Raw genomic sequence first — 21,845 nt, forward strand, 5'->3', positions numbered from 1 at the left:
GCCTTCGCCTGCGGAACCGCGCTCAGCAGCTGTCGAACCGCCACTGCCCGTCGATGAACGTCCAGGTCCGCGGCTTCGGATCGTCCTCACCGGCGCGGGCGTCGAAATTCTTGATCGTGACCATCCCCGTCGATCCCGACGTGGTAACGGTGATCTCCGACGGCTTGTTCTTCAGGTCCCTGCCGTCGTAGAGCTGCGCCATGGACGCCGCGTAATCGTCCTCGTTCAGCGTGAGCTTGCAGCGCGCGGAGCGGAACTGATAAGAGGCAGCGTAATCGTGGCTCGCCAGCGCGGCCGTCATCTTCGAGGCTTCGTCGCGCAGCGCGGCGGAAGTCGGCCCGCCGGTGGTGCCCCCGCTCGCACCGCCGCACGCGGACAGCACGAGGATCAGCATCGACCCCACGCACAGCGAGCGAAGGGCACGATTCGTTCGGTTCATCTCGACTCCTAGCCACAGATTGCCGGAACGGTACCTGGACAACCGAGTTCAGCACTACACCGACGCGGATGTCGACCCCCGGTCGGCCGAACCGTATCGCAGCAACGGATTCTCCACCAAGCTGGACACGGAGATCCTGGATCAGCCGACGTGACCACACCGCAGCGGTATCGGGATCAGTTGGGCACCAGCCGCCGAACGGTCGAGGGCAGGTCACGAATGCGCTTGTACGGCCCCGCGACCGATGCGGCGAAGGGCCGGGACAGCAGCGTGCTCGCGATGGCGGAAACTTCTTCGGTGGTGACGGCGTCGATGCGGGAAAGGGTTTCGGAGACGCTGCGATGGTTGCCGTAGCTGAGTTCGCTGCGCCCGAGCCGATTCATCCGTGAGGCGGAGTCCTCCAGGCCGAGCACCAGGCCGCCGCGCAGCGAACCCTTGGCGCGCGCGCACTCGGCGTCGCTGATCCCGTTGGCCGCCACCTCCTCCAGCACATCACGCGCCAGCGTCGCCACCTGGCCGAGGTTCTCTGGCTGGCAGCCGATGTAGACCGAGAACGCACCGGTGTCGGCGAATGTGTCGACGCTCGAATACACCGAGTAGGCGAGCCCGCGTTCTTCCCGGATGCGTTGGAACAGACGGGAACTCAGCCCACCACCAACTACCGCGTTGAGCACCGACAACGGCCAGCGCTGATCCCCCTCGTGCCGTCCGAAGGCGCGCACCCCGAAAGCCAGGTGCGCCTGCTCGCTGTCGCGGTGGCTCCAGTGCAGCTGCGGCGTGCCGTGCGGGCGGAACCGTCCCTCCCGCCGTGGCGCGGGCGTCGCCGAAAGGTCGACCCGATTCTCGAAAGCACGGTGCACCAACTCCACCGTGTGATCGTGCTCGACGTTGCCCGCGACCGCGACCACCATCCGGTCCGGCCGGTAGCGCCGCAAGTGGAACGACCGCAGCTGCGCGGCCCGCATGGCCTCGATGGATTCGATCGAGCCGATCACCGGGCGCCCGATCGGGTGGTCGCCGAACAGCGCGGTGAGGAACGCGTCGCCGACCAGGTCCTCGGGGTCGTCGTCGCGCATGGCGATCTCCTCGAGCACCACCTGACGCTCGACGTCGACGTCCGCGGACCGGCACAGGCCATTCAGCACCACGTCGGACACCAGGTCGACAGCCAAGGGCAGGTCCTCGTCGAGCACGTGCGCGTAGTAGCACGTCTGCTCCTTGGCGGTGAACGCGTTGAGTTCACCACCGACCGCATCCATCGCCTCGGCGATGTCCAGTGCCGACCGCGTGGGCGTCGCCTTGAACAGCAGATGCTCCAGGAAATGCGCGGCGCCCGCGACCGTCGGGCCTTCGTCGCGCGAACCGACCCCTACCCAGACGCCGATCGAGGCCGAGCGCACCCCGGGCAGGTACTCGGTGACCACGCGCAATCCGCCGGGCAGCACGGTACGCCGCACTCCGGTATCGCTTTCCACCCGCAGCTCCAGTGACGAACCCCCCCGCCCGGTGTTGAGCAGAGGGGTTGCCATCTTCTTCTTCGTCACAGAGACAAGTACTACTCGGTCCCGGCGGCGCCCGCATCGGCCGCGTCGTCAGCCGGCTGTTCGGCGTTCTCGTCGACCGGAACCAGGGAGATCTTGCCCCGGTTGTCGATGTCGGCGATCTCCACGCGCAGCTTGTCGCCGACGTTCACCACGTCCTCGACCTTGGCGACGCGCTTGCCGTTGCCCAGCTTGGAGATGTGCACCAGGCCGTCGCGGCCCGGCAGCAGCGAGACGAACGCGCCGAAGGCAGTGGTCTTGACGACCGTGCCGAGGAAACGCTCGCCGACCTTCGGCAGCTGCGGGTTGGCGATGGCGTTGATCGCGTCGATCGCGGCCTGCGCCGACGGGCCGTCGGTCGCGCCGACGAACACGGTGCCGTCGTCCTCGATGGAGATATTGGCGCCGGTGTCCTCGGTGATCTGGTTGATCACCTTGCCCTTGGGGCCGATCACCTCACCGATCTTGTCGACCGGGATCTTGATCGCGGTGACGCGCGGCGCGTACGGGCTCATCTCGTCCGGGGTGGTGATGGCCTCGGCCATCACGTCCAGGATGGTGGTGCGCGCGTCGTGCGCCTGGCTCAGGGCACCGGCCAGCACCTGCGAGGGGATGCCGTCCAGCTTGGTGTCCAGCTGCAGCGCGGTGACGAACTCGCGGGTGCCCGCGACCTTGAAGTCCATGTCACCGAAGGCATCCTCGGCGCCGAGGATGTCGGTCAGCGCGACATAGCGGACCTCGTCCTCACCCTTGTCGTTGGTGATGGTGTCCGACACCAGGCCCATCGCGATCCCGGCGACCGGCGCCTTCAGCGGCACACCGGCGTTCAGCAGCGACAGGGTGGAGGCGCACACCGAGCCCATCGAGGTGGAGCCGTTGGAGCTCAGCGCCTCCGAGACCTGCCGGATGGCGTACGGGAACTCCTCCTGGCTGGGCAGCACCGGGATCAGCGCGCGCTCGGCCAGCGCGCCGTGCCCGATCTCGCGCCGTTTGGGCGAACCGACTCGGCCGGTCTCACCGGTGGAGAACGGCGGGAAGTTGTAGTGGTGCATGTAGCGCTTGCTGGTCTCCGGGCCGAGCGAGTCGACCTGCTGGGCCATCTTCACCATGTCCAGGGTGGTGACACCCATGATCTGGGTCTCGCCCCGCTCGAACAGCGCCGACCCGTGGGCGCGCGGAACGACCGCGACCTCGGCGGACAGCGCACGGATGTCGGCGAGCCCACGGCCGTCGATGCGGAAGCCGTCGGACAGGATGCGCTGGCGCACCAGCTTCTTCGTGACGGAGCGGAACGCGGCGCCCAACTCCTTCTCCCGTCCGGCGAAGTCGTCGCCGAGCCGGTCGAGCACGGCGAGCTTGATCTCGTCGATCTTCTCCTCGCGTTCCTGCTTGCCCGCGATGCCAAGCGCCTCGCTCAGCTCACGCTTGGCGGTGCCTTCGACGGCCTCGTACACATCCTGGCCGTACGGCGGGAACAGCGGGAACTCTTCGGTCGGCTTCGACGCCAGCTCGGCGAGATCCTGCTGCGCGCGACACAGGCGGGCGATGAACGGCTTGGCGGCCTCCAGGCCCTCGGCGACGACGGCCTCGGTCGGCGCCTGCGCACCACCCTCGACCAGCTCGATCACCTTGTCGGTGGCCTCGGCCTCGACCATCATGATGGCGACGTCACCGGACTCGACCACGCGGCCCGCGACCACCATGTCGAACACGGCGCCCTCGAGCTGCTCGACGGTCGGGAACGCCACCCACTGGCTGTCGATCAGCGCGACACGCACGCCGCCGACCGGGCCGGAGAACGGCAGACCGGCGATCTGGGTGGACGCGGACGCGGCGTTGATCGCCACCACGTCGTAGAGGTCGTTCGGGTCCAGGCTCAGCACGGTGACCACGACCTGGATCTCGTTGCGCAGGCCGTCGACGAACGACGGGCGCAGCGGCCGGTCGATCAGGCGGCAGGTCAGGATCGCGTCGGTGGAGGGACGGCCCTCGCGTCGGAAGAACGAACCGGGGATGCGGCCCGCCGCGTACATCCGCTCCTCGACGTCGACCGTCAGCGGGAAGAAGTCGAACTGGTCTTTGGGATGCTTGCCGGCGGTGGTAGCCGACAGCAGCATGGTCTCGTCGTCCAGGTAAGCGACGACCGAACCGGCGGCCTGCCGGGCAAAGCGTCCGGTCTCGAACCGGACGGTGCGGGTGCCGAAGCTGCCGTTGTCGATCAATGCGACGGATTCGAATACGCCGGGCTCGACCTCGATGGCCGATGTCTTGCGTTCAGTTGTTTCGGTCATTCTCTTCTCTCAACCTCTCGTCTTCGCCGGCTCGAGCGCGTTGTGGGCGCGATCCGGCTGTCGTCAGCCGTACCGGGTACGGGCGCGCGGCAACCCTCCTGGCTGCGACGCGCACACCCGGCCGAATCCCCTTGGACACGGCGACGCGGAGGCGGTCATCGATCGAAGCCCGACGGCGCGAACTCGCTGCCGAAAGGCCACTACCGAAGACCGACGCCACGCGGGCGGGTGCATACGGCCGTGCATGTTGTAGTGCGACGGGGCAAATCCACCCCTGATACACAAGTAGCCAACGAGGCGATTGTACGTCTCCCCGTCGGCCGAGCTGTCGGCCGCCTGGGACACACCACGTATCGAGCAGCCACTTACCACCCAGACAACCACGATGCGGGCCACCGAGCATCCGCGAGCCATGAAAGTCCGCCGAGCGAAGACGGAGCCTCCCCTTCGCGACGGATAACGGGACTGCACAGCACACAATGGCAGGCCGAACAACTCGCCACCGCGCCCACCCCTGACGCAACACATCGGCCGACCCCCGCTTCCGAGCGAAGCGAGATCTAGCATTCCCCCTTCGCGGCCCGGCTCGCGTCCGAGCGGCCGACGCGTCCGCGACGAAGTCGCCAGCGTCGGCCGCTCGGACGCGAGCCAAAAGGGGGCCGCGAACCCGCCGCGCCCGCGCGGCCGAAATTACCGCCGCAGACCGAGACGCTCGATCAGCGAACGGTAGCGGTGGATGTCGTTGTCCTGCAGGTACTTCGACAGCCGCTTGCGACGACCGATCAGCGCCATCAGACCGTGGCGGGTGTGGTGGTCGTGCTTGTGCTTCTTCAAGTGCTCGGTAATGTCGGCGATCCGCTTGGACAGCAGCGCGATCTGCGCCTCCGGCGAACCGGTGTCCTTCTCGTGCAGGCCGTACTCGGCGAGAATCGCCGACTTCTGCTCGGTGGTCAGCGCCATGCGGCATCCACTCCTATTTCTCAGTTCCGCGCTCGGATATCCGGTGACCCGGTGCGGGCGCCGCCGCGGACCGCAGCAAACCCGAGGATCCACCTTACCGGACCAGGCTGTTCCCGCCGAAATCGCGGGCGTTGCACCCGATCGACGGGAGGGGCCCGGCACTACCTCCGAAGCAATCGCCTCGCCACATTCCGGGGGCGAATCTTCTTCTCGAACCGCCGAATACGAGGAGCGAACGATGCCCTACGAACTGTGTCTACAAGGCTTACCCGACCGCAGGGCGCGGCTTGCATCACGCACGTCGGGCAGCTCAACGATGATCTGCTGATTTCATGAAGTCCTGACGGTCAGCGGTCGTCGACGGCGGCCAAGATCTTGCGTGTGGTCTCCACATCGCGGCCCATCGTTTCGATGAGCTCGTCGATCGAGTCGAACTTGCGCTGGCCGCGTACGTGCTCGACGAAATCGACCGCGACGTGCTGGCCGTAGAGGTCCGCCTCGCCGTCGAGCACGTACGCCTCGACCGTGCGGGCGCGGCCGGAGAAGGTCGGGTTGGTACCCACCGAGATGGCGGCCATGGCCCGGTCGCCTGGGGTGACGGTGCCGATGGTGGGGCCGGGGCCGAGCACGGTGAACCAGCCCGCGTACACGCCGTCGGCCGGGATCGCGGCGTGCATCGGCGGAGCGACGTTCGCGGTCGGGAAACCGAGCTGACGACCGCGGCCGTCGCCGTGCACCACGACACCCTCGACCCGATGCGGACGGCCGAGCGCTTCGGCCGCTGCCGCCATATCGCCCGCGTCGACGCAGGCGCGGATGTAGGTGGAGGAGAAGGTCACCGCATGTTCGCCGAGCAGCGTGACGCCGTCGACTTCGAACCCGAAGCGCTGACCGAGTTCTCGCATGGTCACGACCGTGCCCGCGGCCTTCTTGCCGAAGGTGAAGTTGTCACCGACCACGACCTCGACCACGTGCAGCCGCTCGACCAGCAGATCGTGCACGTACCGGGCGGGGGTGAGCTTCATGAATTCCTGGGTGAAAGGCATCACACAGAACACGTCGACGCCCAGTTCCTCGGCCAGCTCGGCCCTGCGGGTCAGGGTGGTCAGCTGCGCGGGGTGCGAGCCAGGCCGGATCACTTCCATCGGGTGCGGGTCGAAGGTCATCAGTACCGCGGGGACGCCGCGCGTGGCCGCGGATTTGACGGCCCGGCTGATCAGCTGCGCGTGGCCGCGGTGCACACCGTCGAACACACCGATTGTGAGGACGCAGCGCCCCCAGTCCGCGGGCACTTCGTCGAGACTTCGCCATCTCTGCACGGTTTAGACCCTAACTCGCAGCTCAGGAACCAACCCAAACGAACTCACCAGACCCTCATTCCAACTTTGTTCCAAGTTTGGTCGGCACCAGCGGCTCCAGAACATCCGCATTGTCGACTGCCGAGCGTGTGTACCCGCTCTCATCAATGTAGTGACGACCCGCCACCGTCGCCTCCTCCGAGTGCCCCGACTGCGCGCGAGCGACGGCCGTACGAAGAGAACATCCGCCGCCGTGTCGGATAGAACGGGACCGCGGAGAGGCCGGGCCGGCACACCGGCGCGGGTTGTCCGCGCGATGGCGGGCCGGTCTCGTCGGGACGGCGAAGCCGTGTTCGCCGAACTCGCCCGGCTCCGCGAGACAGCGGACACCGTATGTCTGCAGACAGGGGCGTGGACTGCTATGCCAGAACGTCGCAGTTCACGACACCGCCGGCAGCAACTACCCTGCCGAGACAACTGGTGTGCGAATTCTCGATGCCCGACCCGGAAACGAGACAGGGCCGATTCGCGAATAGCCTGCGAATGCGGGGAATTTCCGCGACCAGAACTTTCACCTCGCGCCAGTGGTGGGAATGGTCTAGCGTCCGACTCTGTCGGCGCCAGCAGTATCCGGGAGTACCCCCATGAAAAGTGCAGTGAAGCGAGTCCGTGTGATCGGACCATCCGATTCGGCGGAGACAATCGGACGGCAACGGCAACGCCTGATCCCCTGTGTCACAAAAGAAACCTGTGGTGCGTCCGGCATCTCGGCGGGCATGGTCAACATGGCTCCCGGCGCGATGTCGAAAGCGCATTACCATGCACACAGCGAGATCATCGTCGTCTGCGTGCGCGGTACGGCGGTCACGCTGATCGGGCCCGAATTGACTCCCCACTTCCACGGCCCGGGCGAGTTCATCTACATCCCCGAGGGTGTCATTCACGTGGCCGTGAACCTCGACGAGGCCGAGGACCTGGTCGCGGTGGAGATGCGGACCGATCCCCTGTTCAACGACGACGTCGTGTTGGCGCCGGAACACGATGTCGACGTGCCCGATGTCGTGGCCCGGCTGCGACGACGTCACCCGATCGGTTCGTGAGATGGTTCTCGGCAAACACAGCCGCGGTGCGGCCGCGGTGGCAAGCGGGCCGATCGACGACATCTTCGCGGCGCTCGCGCAGCGCCCTGAGGTCGTCTCGTTCGCCGTCGGCGCGCCGGACCCCGCACTGTTGCCGGGCGAACTCGTCTCGGCACTGTCCAAGGACGTCATCGACAAGTACGGTAGTGCGGTCCTCCAGTACGGAATGACCCGGGGCTTCGCACCACTACTCGATCAGGCCCGAAACCTTTTGAGTCACCGCCATATTCGGTGCTCACTCGACAGAATGCATATCTCGACCGGCGGGTCGGGAGCATTGCACAACGTGTGTTTGGCGCTGCTCGACCCCCACGATGTGGTTCTGGTGGAAACCCCGACCTATGGACCGGCCGTCAAGGTATTCCGTAGCCACGGTGCGACCGTTGTCGAGGTGGCATCCGACGATTCGGGAATCGTGCCGGAAGCGCTGGACGAGGCGCTGGCCCGATATGACGTCGCCTTCGTGTACCTGCTGCCGACCTTCCAAAACCCTACTGGGCGAACGATGTCGACCGAGCGGCGAATACAGATAGCCGATGTCGTTGTCCGCCGAGGCGCGCTGGTCGTCGAAGACGACGTATATACCGACCTGCGCTACCGCGGGGTGTCACCACCTGCGCTCTATTCCTTCGCGCCGGACAACTCGGTCTACATCACGTCACTGTCGAAAACCCTTGCGCCGGCGATCCGTGTCGGTATCACCGTCATGCCTCCCGAGCTGCTGAACAATGTGCTCGCCCTGAAGCAGGGCATCGATATGCAAACGTCGACGTACTGTCAGGCGATAGCCGCGGAGTTTCTGGGTAGCGCGGCGGGAACCACGCACCTCACCCACGTCGTCGGCGCGTACTCGGCCAAATTGGACACTCTGGTCGACGCCGTCGAGCGACATCTTCCGAAAGGCTTCCGGTGGGTCAAGCCCGAGGGCGGGATGTTCCTGTGGATCGAGGGTCCGCGAGATTTCGACGCCGACGCGCTTCTGAACAAGGCCCTGCGGCACGGCGTTGCCTTCCTGCCTGGGAGCGTCTTCTTCGCCGACAGCGAAGGCGACCACCACAACACGATGCGGCTGAGCTTCGCGAACGTACCGCAAGACGACATCGACCGTGGCGTCGAACTGCTGGCCACCGTATGCAAGGATGCCGCATGAGCGAGCGAACGATTGACACAGCCGTGTCCTCGATCATGACGGAGCCGAGCGTCAGCGAGGCACAGTCATGACCGATCGGCATCCCGTTCTCGGAACATGGGAGGTCATCGCCGATGGCGCTCCATTCGCTTACCACGTGATGCAGTTCCACCCCGGCGGCACCATGCTGCAGTCGAACCCTGACCAGGGCAACCGCGCCACCAGCGACAGCAACGGCATGGGCACGTGGGGCTCCGACGGCGCCGTCGTTACCGGCGCGTTCCTGGAATTCAGTATCGATCGAGCCGACTCCGCGGTGGTGAGCAAAGGAATCGTCGCCTTCGAACTCGAGGTGACCGGCGACCAGTTCACGGGATCGGCCACCGCGACGTTCTACAACCTCGCCGGTGAGCCGCTGAGCGCTCCGTCGACCGCACGGCTGACCGGCCGAAGATTCGATGGCGTTGCCGAGGCCCACCGACCGACCTAGCGGGCACGGGCCGGATTCGGGCTTTCGAGCAGGGGCTTCCACGCAAGGACGGGTGGTCGGTGTGGCCGCTTACGCCATGGGACGGTTCGCGATAGGCGGGCAGATCAGCCGGTAACGGGGTGCTGCTCGAAACGGTCGGCCAGTTCCCGCGCCAACGCGAACGCCGACGTCGCGGCCGGCGACGGAGCGTTGCGCACATGGACGACGCCCGCGGTCCGCGACAGCACGAAGTCGTCGACGAGCGTCCCGTCTCTGGCGACCGCTTGCGCCCGTACGCCACTGCCGGTCTCCTCGTCCAACCGCATCGAGGCCACGGCAGGCACGTATTTCGCGCATGCCCGCACGAAGGCGCGGCGGCTGGAGGCCAGATGGATCTCCGTGAGGCCGACCCGCCAGAACCGCTGCGCAACCTTCCATGTCCCCGGCCAGGCGAGCGTGCTCGCCACGTCGCGCGCGGAAACCTGCAGCGCATGGCGGCCTTCGCGCGAACCGACCAGCATGGCGGTTGGCCCCAGCGACACCCGGCCGTCGATGTGCTTGGTGATATGGACACCCAGAAACGGCAATGCCGGATCCGGGACCGGATACACCATCCCCCGCACCACCGGCTCCTGATCGGCGGCCAAGTGCAGGTACTCGCCACGGAACGGCAGGATGCGCGGATCCCGTGCTGCCCCGGCCGACACCGCGAGCCGATCGGACCACAAGCCCGCGCAGCAGATCACCCGACCCACGCGGAATTCGCCGTCGGCGTGCGCGAGCACTGTGTGCGCGCCGGTCCGGCGCAGCGCGGTGATCTCGCGCCCCAACGCGAAATGCACTCCCTTGTCCCGTAATTCGCACTCGATCGTCCGGGCCACGAGACCGTAGTCGACGATGCCGGTGTTCGGTGCGTGCAGTGCGCTCACACCGCGAGCCGCCGGTTCAACGTCGGAGATCTCCTCGGCACCGACTCGCCGGAGTCCCGGCACACCGTTGGCGTGTCCTCGGGACTCCAGTTCGTCGAGACCCGCAAGCTCCTGGTCCGCGACGGCCACGATCAGCTTGCCGCATCGCTCGTACGGAATGGCGTGCTCGTCGCAGTAGTCGTACATCAACCGCGCGCCCTCGACGCACAGGCGTGCCTTCAATGATCCGGGTGCGTAGTAGATCCCACCGTGAATCACACCCGAGTTGCGCCCGGTCTGGTGCCGCGCAACGGCGTGCTCCTTGTCGATGACGATCAAACGCGCCGCCGGACACCGCGACAGCATCTCGCGCGCGACCGCAAGCCCGACGATGCCTGCGCCGACAACGGCGACATCGTAGGTACCGGCGTCATCTCCCGCGGCCGAATCATCGCTCATGGCGTCCTCTCCTGATGAAATCGTATTCAGGCCGATCGTTCAGCGACCATCTACGAGCGCATGTGACACCGCGCTCGGGCGCGAATCGGTGAACACACATATTGTGCGAGTCCGCTGCGTTCAGGTGTCTGAATGTGTATATCGGCACCCTTGTGCCTAAGCTCGGGTATGTGCCTGGTAAACGAGATATCGCCACGCGACGTGAGCTGGCCGATGCCCCCGTACAGGGCGAACCGCACGGCGGTATCGCGACGATCGCGCTTTCTTCGGTCGCCCAGGACTACCTGAAGGTGATCTGGACCGCGCAGGAGTGGTCACAGGAGAAGGTCTCGACCAAGTTGCTCGCCGAGCGGATCGGTGTGTCCGCGTCGACAGTCTCCGAGGCGGTACGCAAGCTCGCCGACCAGGGACTGGTTGAGCATGCCCGCTACGGTGCGATCACCCTCACCCCGGCGGGGCGCCACGCCGCCGTGGCCATGGTGCGCAGGCACCGGCTGCTCGAGACGTTCCTGGTCAACGAGCTCGGCTACCGCTGGGACGAGGTGCACGACGAGGCCGAGGTGCTCGAGCACGCGGTCTCGGAACTGCTGATGGCCCGCATCGACGCCAAACTCGGCTACCCCGACCGCGACCCGCACGGCGACCCGATCCCCTCGGTGGACGGAGCGGTGCCCACTCCGCCCGCACGTCAGCTCAGCGACTTCCACGCAGGCGAGTCCGGCCGCGTCGCCCGCATCTCGGACTCCGACCCGGACATGCTGCGCTACTTCGACTCCGTAGGCATCGCTCTGGACACCAGCATCACGGTCGTCGAGCGCCGCGACTTCGCGGGAACCATCGCCATTCGGATCGGCGCCACCGAGTCACCGACCGACCTGGGCCGCCCCGCCGCCGAGGCCATCTGGCTCACCGCCTGACCAGGGGCGGTCCACCGCCCGCGGCGGGTAAGGCTCCGCAGGACAGGGATTTTCGGACCGAACCGGTCAGGCCCAGCGGCCCCGGAGTAATCCGGGGCCGCTGTTCGCGTTCAGGACGCCAGCACGTGTTCGGCGTAGCGGGCCACGGCCAACACCAGATCGTCGGAATGGCGCGGGCCGACGATCTGCAAGCCGACCGGCATCCCGGCGCGCGTGGTGCCAGCCGGGATGCTGATCGCGGGCTGCTGGGTGAGGTTGAAGGGGTAGGTGAACGGCGTCCACTGCGGCCAGCTCTGCAAACCGCTGCCGGGCGGCACGTCGTGGCCCGCCTCGAACGCGGGAATCGGCACCGTCGGCGTGATCAGGACGTCGTAGTCGGTGTGGAAGGCGCCCATCGCGATGCCGATCTGCGCCGCCACGTTGCGGGCGACGAGATAATCGACGGCGCCTACGATTTCGCCACGCTCCCACACCGCACGCAGCCCGGGGTCGACCCGCTCGCGTGTACCCTCCCGGAAGCCGGACAGCATGGTGGCCGCGCCCGCCGCCCACAGCAGTTCGAACGCCTCGCGCGGATCGTCGAAACCTGGGTCGGCCGCGCTGACCAGCAGTTCGGCCTCGGCGAGGCGGGCCACCGCCGCGTCAACGATCGTGGCGACTTCGGAGTCGACCTGGGCGTAGCCGAGCGTCTGCGAGTACGCCACCCGGAGACCCTGCACCTCGCGGTGCATCTCGGCGCGGAACGCGGTGAGCGTGGGTGCGAGCGCCGTCGGGTCGCGCGGATCGGGCAGTGAAAGGATGTCCATCAGCAATGCGGCGTCCTCGACCGTGCGGGTCATCGGTCCCGCGTGCGCCAGCGGACCGAAAGGGCTGGCCGGGTACAGCGGAATCCGGCCATACGTGGGCTTGAAGCCGACGATGCCGCAGAAGGCGGCCGGGATCCGCACGCTGCCTCCCCCGTCTGTGCCGACCGAGACCGGGCCCATGCCCGCCGCCACGGCGGCGGCGCTGCCGCCGGAAGACCCGCCCGCGGTAGTGGACGGATCGGCCGGGTTGCGGGTGATGCCGGTCAGCGGGCTGTCGGTCACTGCCTTCCACGCGATCTCGGGGGTGGTGGTCTTGCCGAGAAACACCATCCCGTCCTCGCGCAGCCGCGCGGCCACGGGGCTGTCCACCGACCACGGCCCGCCCGGGTCGATCGAGGTGGAGCCGCGCCGAGTTGGCCACCCCTCGGTCAGGAAGACGTCTTTGATCGAGATCGGCACGCCGTCGAGCAGTCCGCGGGCGTGCCCGGAATGCCAGCGCGCCTCGGAATCCTTCGCCTGCACCAGGGCGCGGTCGCGATCGACGAGGCAGAACGCGTTGAACGCGCTGTCGCGGTCTGCGATGGCCCGCAGGATCGCCTCGGTCGCCTCCACGGGCGACAGGGTGCCCGCCGCGTAGGCCGAGACCAGCTCGACCGCCGTCATGGCGGCCGGGTCGGTGGGGATGTTCATGTCGGGGTAGCTCATGAATGGGCTCCTTCAGCCGGGCACGTACCCCAGCCTTTTGTCGACCACGTTGTCCAGCGGACGTCCGGCGATCCATTTGTCGAAGTTCTCGGTGAATGCGGTGACGATCTCGCTGCGCCAGCCGATGAAGTCACCCGAGTTGTGCGGGGTGATTCGGACATTCGGCAGCTCCCATAGCGGATGCCGCACCGGAAGTGGCTCCGGATCCACCACATCGAGCGCCGCTGCGGCGATCGATCCGGTGCGCAGCGCGGCGACGAGATCGTCGGTTACAACGAGTTCCCCACGACCGACGTTGACAAACCTGGCATGTGGCTTCATCGCCGCGAATGCGCTGGCGTCGAACATATTTCTGGTCCGCGCCGTCAGCGGGGCGATCGCGATGACGTAGTCGGCGCAGGGCAGTTCGGCGTGCAGGTCGGTGGCGACGGTGCCGAAATCCGGGTCCGCGACGCGCTCCCGTCTGCCTACCGCTCGGACGGTCATCCCCGCGGCACGAAGCAGCCGGGCGATACAGCGCCCAATCGAGCCGGTGCCCACGATCAGGGCGGTCGCACCCGCGATTCGCTCGGATTCGCGGTGGCGCCACTCATGCCGCTGCTGCAACAGCAGCGAGCCGGACAGGTCTTTGGCGAAGCCCAGAATCTGCCCGAGCACGTATTCGGCGATCGCGGCATCGAAGACGCCTCGGGTATTGGTCACCACCACATCACTCGCCCGCATCTCGGGAAACATCGCCGGGTCGACACCGGTCGACCCCATGTGCAGCCATCGAAGGCGGTCGGCAGCGTGCCACACGCCGGGGAGAGCGCGCGTAACGAAGTCGTAGACGAACAACACCTCCGCCCCACGCAGTGCATCGGCGAGCCCGGACGCCTCGGTGTAGCGAACCACGGCGCGGTCTGCCACGGAGGCCATCAGCTCGGCGTCGGGCACACTGTCACTGTGGAGGACGGCGACAATGGGGCCCTGATCCATATTGACACGTTAAGATCACATCGTATGATTGTCAACAATCCGATCGTGTTCGGAGGTCGTCCCGGCTGAGCGCGAGAGGGGCCGCAGTGGATTTGAGCTTTCCCGACCTCGATGGGCCCGTTGCCCAACGGGGTATCGGGGTCATCGCCCCGTTCGACCTCGCACTCGAACGGGAACTCTGGCGCTGGGCGCCGCTGGAGGTGAGCCTGCACCTCGCTCGCACTCCGTACGAGCCGGTGCCGGTCTCGTTCGAGATGGCCGAGCTGGTGTCCAACCCAGCCCACCTGACCGCGGCCACTCGCGACGTGCTGCATGTGGAGCCCGAAGTGGTTGCCTATCTGTGCACCTCGGGCAGCTTCATCAAGGGCCTCGCCTACGAGAAGTCGTTGCGCCACACCATCTGTCGAGCCGGCGCCCAGGACGCGGTGACCACCTCGGGCGCGTTGCTGGAGGCGATCCGCCATCTGGATCTCACCCGGATCTCCGTGCTCACCCCGTACGACGAGATCCTCACCCATAAGCTGCACGACTTCCTCGCCGAGGCCGGCTGCGCCGTGGTCCGCTCCGATCACCTCGGACTCGGCGGCGGGATCTGGAAGGTCAGCTACCGCACCATCGCCGAGCGGATCGTCCGGGCCGACGATCCCGCGGCCCAGGCGATCTTCGTCAGCTGTACGAACCTGCCGACCTATGACGTCATCGAGCCGCTGGAACAGGCGCTCGGCAAACCGGTCCTCACCGCCAATCAGCTCACCATGTGGGCCTGTCTCGGCCGGATGAAGCTGCCCATGATGGGTCCGGGAAAGTGGCTCCTCAACGTTTTCTGAAGGAAGAACATCGCATGCAGGCACCCATCGTCGGATTCATCTACCCCGACCACGCGGCCGAGGACGATTACCCGCTGGCCGCCGCGACCCTCGGCGCGCACCTTCCGGTGGCGCACATCTACGGCACCGATCTGCACGCCGTCCCGGAACTGCTCGACCTGGGCAGCCCGGAGAAGTTGCGCGACGGCGCCGCGCTGCTCGCACCACACCGGCCCGACGCGGTCGTCTGGGCCTGCACTTCGGGCAGTTTCGTCTACGGCCCCACGGGCGCCCGCGACCAGGTGCGCGCACTGGCCGAGGTCGCGGGCGTACCCGCGACCAGCACCAGCCTCGCGTTCGCCGACGCCGTCCACGCGCTCGGCCTGCACAGAGTCGCCATCGCCGCCAGCTATCCCGACGACGTCGCGCGGCTGTTCGTCGAGTTCCTCGCCGACGCGGGCATCGAGGTCGTCTCGATGTCCAGCGCGGGCATCGACACCGCCGCCGAGGTCGGCACCCTCACCCCCGCCGAGGTGCTGCGGCTCGCCGTCGACAACGACCATCCTGACGCGGAAGCACTGCTGATTCCGGACACCGCCATGCACACCTTGGCCGTACTGCCGGAGCTGGAGTCCACGCTGGGAAAGCCGGTGCTGACGGCCAACCAGGTGACGATCTGGGCGGGCCTGCGGCTGGCCGGCGCCGAGCCGGTCGTCCCCGGGTTGGGCACCCTGTTCGCGGAAGGGCGGACTGATGTCGGTCGTTGATTTCGAGCCGGTGAACCGGCAGTCCACCGCGGAGATGATCGCCGACCGGCTCCGCGAGGCGATCATGCGCGGCAACCTCGCCCCCGGTGAGCAGCTCGGCGAGGCCGACCTGGCGGCGCAGTTCGGGGTGTCGCGCGGGCCGGTCCGCGAGGCGATGCAGCGCCTGGTGTCCGAGGGGCTGCTGCACAGCATCCGCCATCGCGGCATCTTCGTCATCGAACTGACCCTCGACGACGTCATCGACATCTACCGGGCCAGGACGGCGCTGGAGGGTGGCGCGCTCGAGCTGATCCTGGACAGTCGCCGCCCCCTCGCCTACGAGGCCCTCGGGCCGAGTGTCGAGGAGATGTACGCATGCGCCGAACGCGGTGACGTGGTCGGAGTGTCGGATGCCGATCAGGCCTTCCACGAGGCCCTTGTCGAGAGCGCGGCCAGCCCCCGGCTGGTCCGTGCCGCCCGCACCCTGCTGATCGAGACCCGAATGTGCCTTGGCGCCTTGCAGATCACCTACCCTGACCTCAGGGAGCAGGTTCGCGAACACGTCGACCTGCGCGAGGCGATCGTCGCCGCGACGCCCGCCCGAGCCAGAGCCCTGCTCTTCGAGCACATGGACGATGCCGTGCAACGCCTCCGCCACCAGATCGGCGCCGCGCCGAGCGCGACCTGAGCGCGGGGCAGTCCCGTTCGGCTGGTCGCCAGTGGGGGAAAGCCGACAGCGCGTCGCCGTGGATGTCGGGGGCGGGCTACGCCCAGCCGGGTCGGCGAGTGCGGTCAGCTCGCCGCGGGAACCCGGCCGCCGAGCGGCGTCGCGCCGACCCGCTTCTCATCGGCGTCCGCGAGCCAGAAGTAGATCGGTGGCAGCACGACCTCTACAGCGGTCAGCACGAGCTGGAACCAGTGCGGCCAGCCGTACACTGCCATCGAGAGGAACCGGGCCACGGCGCCGAGCAAGAAGATCCCGGCCAGCCAGCGCACCGCGGTCGCCGGGATCGGCGACTGCCGCGCCGCCCAGATCCAGGCGAGGCCGTACCCGGCGAAGATCGCGCCGAAGAACCGGCTCTGACTGTCAGCGGTCACACCGGAGGAGCCCATGTCGGGCACCGCGTCGATGCCGAGTGCGATGTGCAGGAACCCGATCCCGACACAGGCGAAGCCCATCACCATGGAAAGCCACTTCAGTACTGCGGACATACATCCCTCCCGGATGACATGACGTATTCGACAGGCATGCAGGGGAATCGACATCCCGGCCACCACCGTGCCATTAGTAGACGTTTGTCTACCAAGACCCTACGACCCTTGGTAGACGTACGTCAACTAAGCTCACGAGATGAGTTCCCGCCGCCTCTCCCCCGACGAGCGCCGCCGCGTGCTGCTCGACGCCGGGGCGAAGCTGTTCGCCGAACGCCCGTACGACGGCGTTCTCATGGAGGACGTCGCCGCCGCGGCGGGCGTATCCCGCGCCCTGCTCTACCGGCACTTCCCGAGCAAGCGCGACCTGTTCGCAGCCGTGTACGAGCTCGCGTCCGATCAGCTGCTGATCGCGACGACCTTCGACGCCGATGCCCCGCTGGCCGACCAGCTCGCCGCGGGCCTGGACACGCACTTCGACTACTTCGAGGCCAACGCCAACAGCGTGCTCGCCGCCAACCGTGTGCTGGCCGCCGATCCCACGATCCAGTTGATCATCACGGGCGAACTCGGCGAACTGCGCAACCGCGTACTCGACGCGATGCGGCTGGACGGGCACCATCGCGCGACCGTCTCCTCGATCCTGATGAGCTGGCTCACCTTCGTCCGGGTGCTCACCGTCGACTGGCTGGAAAACGGCACGCTGACGCGCACCGAAATGCGCGAGACCTCGCTCGGGGCGTTACTCGGCGCGCTACGGCCGATCGTCGACCTCGACGCCGAACGCACTGCCGACCGATGAAACCGTTGTCCACAAATGAATTCCGCCCGCCGAGCCGGGCAGTGGATACCCGCGGATTCTCCACGCCGCACGGGCTCGCGTGGTCCGAGTTCCGCTACAGGTTGGCCGGGCGCACAACCATGACCGACGACGCCCGCTTGCCACTCTCCCGCAGCAGCGCGATCGCACGACCCTCCGAGTCGATGGCGGCGTACACGCCCGGAATGCCGACCGGTTCGAGCCAGCGACCGTTGCGCAGATCCTCGGCCTGCGCGGCGTCGATGTCGCGCTGCGCGAAGGCAGTACGCACAGCCTGGTCCATGTCGAGACTGAGCAGCGACGCGTCCGCTTCCGCCGCGGCCGCCACCTCGTCCAGGGTGCGAGCGTGGTCGAGGGTGAACGGGCCGACCCTGGTACGGCGCAACGCGGTCAGGTGACCGCCGACGCCGAGCGCGGCGCCCAGATCGCGGGCCAGCGCCCGCACGTAGGTGCCCGAGGAGCATTCGACCACCACATCCAGGTCGACGAAATCGCCGTCATCGCGGCGGGCGAGCACGTCGAACCGCGACACCGTGACCGGGCGGGCGGCCAGCTGCACGTCCTCGCCCGCGCGGTGGCGGGCGTAGGCACGTTCGCCGTTCACCTTGATCGCGCTCACGGTGGCAGGGACCTGGTCGATATCGCCGGTCGATTCCGTCGTACGCGCGGCGATGTCATCGTCGGTGAGGTGTGCGGCCGGGACAGTGGACAGCACCTCGCCCTCGGCGTCGTCGGTGGTTGTCGCCTGCCCGAGGCGGACGGTCGCCGTGTACGCCTTCGTCGTCAAGGTGAGCAGGCCGAGCAGCTTCGTCGCGCGTTCCACGCCGAGAACGAGCACGCCGGTGGCCATCGGGTCGAGGGTGCCCGCATGCCCGATCTTCTTCGTGCGCAGCAGCTTCCGGCATTTCGCGACGATATCGTGGCTGGTCCAGCCGCCATCCTTGTCGACGATCAGTAGCCCGCCGAGACCGTCCATCAGGCGTGCACGATCGCGGTCAGGATGTAACCGTCGGTGATCAGCCAGCGGCCGTCGAACGAACGCAGCGGGACCCCGCCGTCGGTGGTCTGGCCGGGCACCAGCAGCTCGCTGCGGAAGCTGCCGTGACCGGAATCGGCGGAGCAGTCCTCGATCTCGAAGCGGATGTGCGCCTCCTCGAAGCCGAGCCAGCGCAAGGTCAGCGGGAACCACGCCTTGTAGGTGGCCTCCTTGGCGCAGAACAACAGGCGGTCCAGATGCAGCGCGGAGTCGGTGGTCTTCAGCCACTCCCGCTCCTGCGGGAGGGTGACCGAGTCGAGCACCCCGTCGGGCAGCGTGTCGTGCGGCTCGGCATCGATACCGATCGAACGAAACCGCAGCTTGTGGCCGAGCGCGGCGGCGCGATACCCGTCGCAGTGTGTCAGGCTGCCGACGATCCCGCGCGGCCACACCGGAGCGCCGCGCTCCCCCTTGCCGATCGCGACCTGCGGCTCGCCGAGCTGCGCGAGCGCGAGCCGGGCACAGTGCCGCGCGCCGATGAAATCACGGCGCCGCTTCTCCACCGACTTGGCGATGAGATGCTCCTCGGCCGGATGCGGCTTCAGATCCTCCGGGTAGTCCAGCAGCTCAGCCGACGCGACACCCGCGGGCAAAATGTTCTCGATCATCACCGGAGAGCCTAGTCGAGCCGGTGCGCACTACTGCCGTCCGCGCCGCTGCTGCGCCTTGCTTCGCATTTCGGCGGCGGCGGCTTCCATCTCGGGGGTTACCCGGAAGTGGCCGCCGAATTTGTTCAGGGTGCCCGGCGGGTACTGCGGGGTCGGCAGGATCTGGCGCAGCAGCTGCTCGGGCAGTCCGCGGCGCTGCCATTCCCGCGGGTAGCCGAGCGAGACCTCCTCGAACCGCACACCGTCGTAGTGCGAAGTGCGCGGAATGTGCAAGTGGCCGTAGACCGAGCAGACCACGTTGTACCGGGTGTGCCAGTCGGCAGTGAGCTCGGTGCCGCACCACAGCGCGAACTCCGGGTAGAACAGCACGTCCGTCGGCTGGCGAACCAGCGGAAAGTGGTTGATCAGCACGACCGGCGTGCCGGGCGGGAGTGCGTCGAGCTTGCGCTTGGTCACCTGCACGCGGGCGTGGCACCACGCGTCCCTGGTCAGGTACGGCTCCGGCGAGAGAAGGAACTCATCGGTGGCCACCACATTGCGCTCCCGGGCGATAGCAAGGCCCTCGGCCTTGGTCGTGGCGCCCTCTGGCAAGAACGAATAGTCGTACAGCAGGAACATCGGCGCCAAGGTCACCGGTCCGCCGTACTCCTCGGCGCCCGCGCCCTCCCACACCGGAAACGGGTCCTCCGGCGTGAGCACGTCCAGGTCCCGGCACAGCGAGACCAGGTGGTCGTAGCGCGCCACGCCGGACATCTGCACCGGGTCTTTGGCCGTGGTCCACAGCTCGTGGTTGCCCGGCACCCAGATCACCTTGGCGAACTGGCCGCGCAGCAGCTCCAACGCCCACCGGATGTCCTCGGTCTTCTCCCCCACGTCCCCGGCCACGATGAGCCAGTCCTCCGGCGAGTCCGCCGTGATCTGCTCGACAACCGGCCGATTCCCCTGGTGCCCGACATGAACGTCGCTCACCGCCATCAACTTGGGTATCACCACACCTACCTTGGCACATCCGTTCCGATCCGCGTGCACCGACCGATCGGGGTGTCGCTCACAACCGCGCCTCGCTGGCGCTCGGCTCCGTCGTGCGCGACTGCGCGCTGTGTCTTCGGTTCACTCGCTGACGCTCCCTCACGTTGGCACCTCGGCGCCGACTCGGGCCCACCGGCCGGACAGCGCACGCCACGCCACGGCGATCAACCGCATCAACATGAACGCGACCAGGCCGGACCAAATTCCGGCGACCCCCCAGCCGAAGGCCAGCGACAGCCAGATGGCGGGGAGGAAGCCGAGCAACGCCGCGGTCAGCGTGGTGGTGCGCAGGTAGGCGGCGTCGCCCGCACCGAGCAGGACGCCATCGAGGGCGAAGACGATGCCCGCCACCGGAATCAGAGCGACGAAGAACCACCACACGACGTGGGTGCGATCCAGAACCTCCGGGTCGTCGGTGAACAGCGTCGGGATGGCCACCGCCCCCGCCGCGAAAAAGGCCGCGAGGACGAGGCTGAAGATCTCCGACCAGCGCGTGACGCGCCGGGCCAGGTGGCGGGCGCCCTCGGCGTCGCCCGCGCCGAGCGCGGCGCCGGTGAGCGTCTGCGCGGCGATGGCCAGCGAATCCAGGGCGAGCGCGAGGAAGTTCCACAGCTGCAGCACCAACTGGTGGGCGGCCACCGAGGCGGCGCCGAACCGGGCCGCGACCGCCGCAGCCGAGACGAAACAGGCTTGGAAGGCGAAGCTGCGGACGATGAGGTCGCGACCGAGGACGAGCTGCGCGCGCATCACCGGCCAGTGCGGGGTGAGCGAAACCCGTTCACGGATCAGCGCGTTCAGGAACAGGACCGCCGTGACGGTCTGACCCGCGACGTTCGCGACAGCGGAACCGGACAGTTCCATCCGCGGCGCACCAAGCAGCCCGTGCACCAACATCGGGCAGAGGATGCCCGAAACCGTAAGTCCGGCAACGACATACGTCAGCGGCCTGCGCGTCTCCTGGACGCCGCGCAGCCAGCCGTTGCCCGCCATCGAGATCAAGATCAGCGGGACACCGAACAGGGCGATCCGCACCCAGGCCAGCGCGGTGGCGGCGATATCGCCCCCACCCGCGATCACGTTCGTCAGCGGAACGGCGAAACCCTGCACCAGCACCACGATCGCGGCGCCGACCGCGATCGCTATCCAGGTGGCCTGCACGCCCTCGGCGACCGCGCCCCGCTCGTCACCCGCGCCGTGACGGCGAGCCGACCGTGCGGTAGTGCCGTAGGACAGGAAGGTCAGCTGCGAACTCGTCTGCGCCAGAATCAATCCACCGACCGCGAGACCGGCCAGCGCGAGCGCGCCGAGACGGCCGACGACGGCGAGATCGAACAAAAGGTAGATCGGCTCGGCGACCAGCACGCCGAGCGTCGGCAACGCCAGCCCGAGAATGCGCCTGGGCCCGGCCTCGGTGGCCGGTTCGGTCCGGCCCAGTACCTGCGGCGGCGCCGGTCCGGTGACCTCCGCGTCACCGGAGCCCATCGCATTCACCGAAACCTCCCAGGTACGGGCCTGCTCGAGGCCGCCGACAATCCACGCGATTCCCCGCCCTTGCACGGGGCACCGACACCTTCCGTCGCCCTCGGGTTCGGCGGCATCTGGGCTCGAA

At 67.7% G+C, this 21,845-nt stretch carries 22 protein-coding genes; 9 read left to right on the forward strand and 13 right to left on the reverse strand.

The window, feature by feature from the left end:
* Positions 1-22: 22 nt before the first annotated feature.
* Positions 23-439 carry a hypothetical protein gene (locus tag OHB12_RS13945; protein WP_327119640.1) on the reverse strand — a complete coding sequence of 139 codons (417 nt, stop codon included), beginning with the start codon at positions 437-439 and terminating at the stop codon, positions 23-25.
* A 19-nt stretch (positions 440-458) separates the two neighbouring features.
* On the opposite strand from OHB12_RS13945, the gene OHB12_RS13950 reads away from it, so the two are divergent.
* Positions 459-593, forward strand: coding sequence for a hypothetical protein (locus OHB12_RS13950; RefSeq protein WP_327119642.1), 135 nt, complete (start codon positions 459-461; stop codon positions 591-593).
* A 22-nt stretch (positions 594-615) separates the two neighbouring features.
* Here the strand turns inward: OHB12_RS13950 and OHB12_RS13955 are convergent, their stop codons facing one another.
* The 4 genes from OHB12_RS13955 to OHB12_RS13970 form a co-directional block, all read right to left on the reverse strand.
* Entirely contained in the window at positions 616-1,968 is a 1,353-nt protein-coding gene (locus OHB12_RS13955) for a M16 family metallopeptidase (RefSeq protein ID WP_327119644.1), read from the reverse strand.
* 26 nt (positions 1,969-1,994) lie between these two features.
* Positions 1,995-4,271, reverse strand: coding sequence for a polyribonucleotide nucleotidyltransferase (locus tag OHB12_RS13960; protein WP_327119646.1), 2,277 nt, complete (start codon positions 4,269-4,271; stop codon positions 1,995-1,997).
* A 690-nt stretch (positions 4,272-4,961) separates the two neighbouring features.
* Positions 4,962-5,231, reverse strand: a complete 270-nt coding sequence (gene rpsO / locus OHB12_RS13965; protein ID WP_327119649.1) for a 30S ribosomal protein S15 — start codon at positions 5,229-5,231, stop codon at positions 4,962-4,964.
* Positions 5,232-5,578: 347 nt separating this feature from the next.
* Positions 5,579-6,550: a bifunctional riboflavin kinase/FAD synthetase gene (locus tag OHB12_RS13970; RefSeq protein ID WP_327119651.1), complete on the reverse strand. Its 972-nt coding sequence runs from the start codon at positions 6,548-6,550 to the stop codon at positions 5,579-5,581.
* A 650-nt stretch (positions 6,551-7,200) separates the two neighbouring features.
* On the opposite strand from OHB12_RS13970, the gene OHB12_RS13975 reads away from it, so the two are divergent.
* From OHB12_RS13975 to OHB12_RS13985, 3 genes are all read left to right on the forward strand, one after another.
* A complete protein-coding gene (locus OHB12_RS13975; RefSeq protein WP_327119653.1) occupies positions 7,201-7,629 on the forward strand; it encodes a cupin domain-containing protein in 429 nt (142 codons plus the stop codon).
* 1 nt (position 7,630) lies between these two features.
* Positions 7,631-8,818 carry an aminotransferase-like domain-containing protein gene (locus OHB12_RS13980; protein WP_327119655.1) on the forward strand — a complete coding sequence of 396 codons (1,188 nt, stop codon included), beginning with the start codon at positions 7,631-7,633 and terminating at the stop codon, positions 8,816-8,818.
* Between the two features lie 67 nt (positions 8,819-8,885).
* On the forward strand, positions 8,886-9,287 hold the full coding sequence (locus tag OHB12_RS13985; protein WP_327119657.1) for a hypothetical protein: 402 nt from the start codon (positions 8,886-8,888) through the stop codon (positions 9,285-9,287).
* Between the two features lie 104 nt (positions 9,288-9,391).
* On the opposite strand, the gene lhgO is transcribed toward OHB12_RS13985, so the two are convergent.
* Positions 9,392-10,633 carry an L-2-hydroxyglutarate oxidase gene (lhgO, locus tag OHB12_RS13990; protein WP_327119659.1) on the reverse strand — a complete coding sequence of 414 codons (1,242 nt, stop codon included), beginning with the start codon at positions 10,631-10,633 and terminating at the stop codon, positions 9,392-9,394.
* 245 nt (positions 10,634-10,878) lie between these two features.
* Here lhgO and OHB12_RS13995 point away from each other — a divergent pair, with 245 nt between their 5' ends.
* Positions 10,879-11,550, forward strand: coding sequence for a metal-dependent transcriptional regulator (locus OHB12_RS13995; RefSeq protein ID WP_327121098.1), 672 nt, complete (start codon positions 10,879-10,881; stop codon positions 11,548-11,550).
* Between the two features lie 110 nt (positions 11,551-11,660).
* On the opposite strand, the gene OHB12_RS14000 is transcribed toward OHB12_RS13995, so the two are convergent.
* Complete coding sequence (locus tag OHB12_RS14000; protein ID WP_327121100.1) at positions 11,661-13,046, reverse strand: amidase; 1,386 nt, start codon at positions 13,044-13,046, stop codon at positions 11,661-11,663.
* A 27-nt stretch (positions 13,047-13,073) separates the two neighbouring features.
* On the reverse strand, positions 13,074-14,039 hold the full coding sequence (locus OHB12_RS14005) for a D-2-hydroxyacid dehydrogenase (protein WP_327119661.1): 966 nt from the start codon (positions 14,037-14,039) through the stop codon (positions 13,074-13,076).
* A gap of 86 nt (positions 14,040-14,125) precedes the next feature.
* Here OHB12_RS14005 and OHB12_RS14010 point away from each other — a divergent pair, with 86 nt between their 5' ends.
* Genes OHB12_RS14010 through OHB12_RS14020 form a run of 3 tightly spaced genes read left to right on the forward strand, consistent with a single transcriptional unit; the run spans position 14,126 to position 16,279 of the window.
* Complete coding sequence (locus OHB12_RS14010; protein WP_327119663.1) at positions 14,126-14,866, forward strand: maleate cis-trans isomerase family protein; 741 nt, start codon at positions 14,126-14,128, stop codon at positions 14,864-14,866.
* A gap of 14 nt (positions 14,867-14,880) precedes the next feature.
* A complete protein-coding gene (locus OHB12_RS14015; protein ID WP_327119665.1) occupies positions 14,881-15,612 on the forward strand; it encodes a maleate cis-trans isomerase family protein in 732 nt (243 codons plus the stop codon).
* Positions 15,599-16,279 carry a GntR family transcriptional regulator gene (locus OHB12_RS14020; protein ID WP_442800038.1) on the forward strand — a complete coding sequence of 227 codons (681 nt, stop codon included), beginning with the start codon at positions 15,599-15,601 and terminating at the stop codon, positions 16,277-16,279. The genes OHB12_RS14015 and OHB12_RS14020 overlap by 14 nt, the downstream gene beginning before the upstream one ends.
* 104 nt (positions 16,280-16,383) lie before the next feature.
* Here OHB12_RS14020 and OHB12_RS14025 read toward each other — a convergent pair whose 3' ends face one another.
* Positions 16,384-16,803 carry a DUF4345 domain-containing protein gene (locus OHB12_RS14025; RefSeq protein WP_327119667.1) on the reverse strand — a complete coding sequence of 140 codons (420 nt, stop codon included), beginning with the start codon at positions 16,801-16,803 and terminating at the stop codon, positions 16,384-16,386.
* Between the two features lie 139 nt (positions 16,804-16,942).
* On the opposite strand from OHB12_RS14025, the gene OHB12_RS14030 reads away from it, so the two are divergent.
* Positions 16,943-17,545: a TetR/AcrR family transcriptional regulator gene (locus OHB12_RS14030; protein ID WP_327119669.1), complete on the forward strand. Its 603-nt coding sequence runs from the start codon at positions 16,943-16,945 to the stop codon at positions 17,543-17,545.
* Positions 17,546-17,639: 94 nt separating this feature from the next.
* Here OHB12_RS14030 and truB read toward each other — a convergent pair whose 3' ends face one another.
* From truB to OHB12_RS14050, 4 genes are all read right to left on the reverse strand, one after another.
* Positions 17,640-18,539, reverse strand: a complete 900-nt coding sequence (gene truB / locus OHB12_RS14035) for a tRNA pseudouridine(55) synthase TruB (RefSeq protein WP_327119671.1) — start codon at positions 18,537-18,539, stop codon at positions 17,640-17,642.
* A complete protein-coding gene (npt, locus tag OHB12_RS14040; RefSeq protein ID WP_327119673.1) occupies positions 18,539-19,207 on the reverse strand; it encodes a 4'-phosphopantetheinyl transferase Npt in 669 nt (222 codons plus the stop codon). Before npt ends, truB begins: the two co-directional genes overlap by 1 nt.
* Positions 19,208-19,237: 30 nt before the next feature.
* Positions 19,238-20,182: a metallophosphoesterase family protein gene (locus OHB12_RS14045; protein ID WP_442800092.1), complete on the reverse strand. Its 945-nt coding sequence runs from the start codon at positions 20,180-20,182 to the stop codon at positions 19,238-19,240.
* A gap of 153 nt (positions 20,183-20,335) precedes the next feature.
* Complete coding sequence (locus OHB12_RS14050; RefSeq protein ID WP_442800093.1) at positions 20,336-21,718, reverse strand: MATE family efflux transporter; 1,383 nt, start codon at positions 21,716-21,718, stop codon at positions 20,336-20,338.
* Positions 21,719-21,845 lie beyond the last annotated feature (127 nt).

Source organism: Nocardia sp. NBC_01730 (assembly GCF_035920445.1).
Lineage (GTDB): Bacteria > Actinomycetota > Actinomycetes > Mycobacteriales > Mycobacteriaceae > Nocardia.

What these genes read in the sequence shown, in the direction of transcription:
- OHB12_RS13955 (WP_327119644.1), bottom strand. Translation starts at nt 1,968, where the DNA reads ATGGCAACCCCTCTGCTCAACACCGGGCGGGGGGGTTCGTCACTGGAG.
- truB (WP_327119671.1), bottom strand. Translation starts at nt 18,539, where the DNA reads ATGGACGGTCTCGGCGGGCTACTGATCGTCGACAAGGATGGCGGCTGG.
- OHB12_RS14005 (WP_327119661.1), bottom strand. Translation starts at nt 14,039, where the DNA reads ATGGATCAGGGCCCCATTGTCGCCGTCCTCCACAGTGACAGTGTGCCC.
- OHB12_RS13945 (WP_327119640.1), bottom strand. Translation starts at nt 439, where the DNA reads ATGAACCGAACGAATCGTGCCCTTCGCTCGCTGTGCGTGGGGTCGATG.
- OHB12_RS14030 (WP_327119669.1), top strand. Translation starts at nt 16,943, where the DNA reads ATGAGTTCCCGCCGCCTCTCCCCCGACGAGCGCCGCCGCGTGCTGCTC.
- OHB12_RS14050 (WP_442800093.1), bottom strand. Translation starts at nt 21,718, where the DNA reads ATGGGCTCCGGTGACGCGGAGGTCACCGGACCGGCGCCGCCGCAGGTA.
- OHB12_RS13980 (WP_327119655.1), top strand. Translation starts at nt 7,631, where the DNA reads ATGGTTCTCGGCAAACACAGCCGCGGTGCGGCCGCGGTGGCAAGCGGG.
- OHB12_RS14020 (WP_442800038.1), top strand. Translation starts at nt 15,599, where the DNA reads ATGTCGGTCGTTGATTTCGAGCCGGTGAACCGGCAGTCCACCGCGGAG.
- npt (WP_327119673.1), bottom strand. Translation starts at nt 19,207, where the DNA reads ATGATCGAGAACATTTTGCCCGCGGGTGTCGCGTCGGCTGAGCTGCTG.
- rpsO (WP_327119649.1), bottom strand. Translation starts at nt 5,231, where the DNA reads ATGGCGCTGACCACCGAGCAGAAGTCGGCGATTCTCGCCGAGTACGGC.
- OHB12_RS14015 (WP_327119665.1), top strand. Translation starts at nt 14,881, where the DNA reads ATGCAGGCACCCATCGTCGGATTCATCTACCCCGACCACGCGGCCGAG.
- lhgO (WP_327119659.1), bottom strand. Translation starts at nt 10,633, where the DNA reads ATGAGCGATGATTCGGCCGCGGGAGATGACGCCGGTACCTACGATGTC.
- OHB12_RS14000 (WP_327121100.1), bottom strand. Translation starts at nt 13,046, where the DNA reads ATGAACATCCCCACCGACCCGGCCGCCATGACGGCGGTCGAGCTGGTC.
- OHB12_RS13985 (WP_327119657.1), top strand. Translation starts at nt 8,886, where the DNA reads ATGACCGATCGGCATCCCGTTCTCGGAACATGGGAGGTCATCGCCGAT.
- OHB12_RS14045 (WP_442800092.1), bottom strand. Translation starts at nt 20,182, where the DNA reads ATGGCGGTGAGCGACGTTCATGTCGGGCACCAGGGGAATCGGCCGGTT.
- OHB12_RS13960 (WP_327119646.1), bottom strand. Translation starts at nt 4,271, where the DNA reads ATGACCGAAACAACTGAACGCAAGACATCGGCCATCGAGGTCGAGCCC.
- OHB12_RS14025 (WP_327119667.1), bottom strand. Translation starts at nt 16,803, where the DNA reads ATGTCCGCAGTACTGAAGTGGCTTTCCATGGTGATGGGCTTCGCCTGT.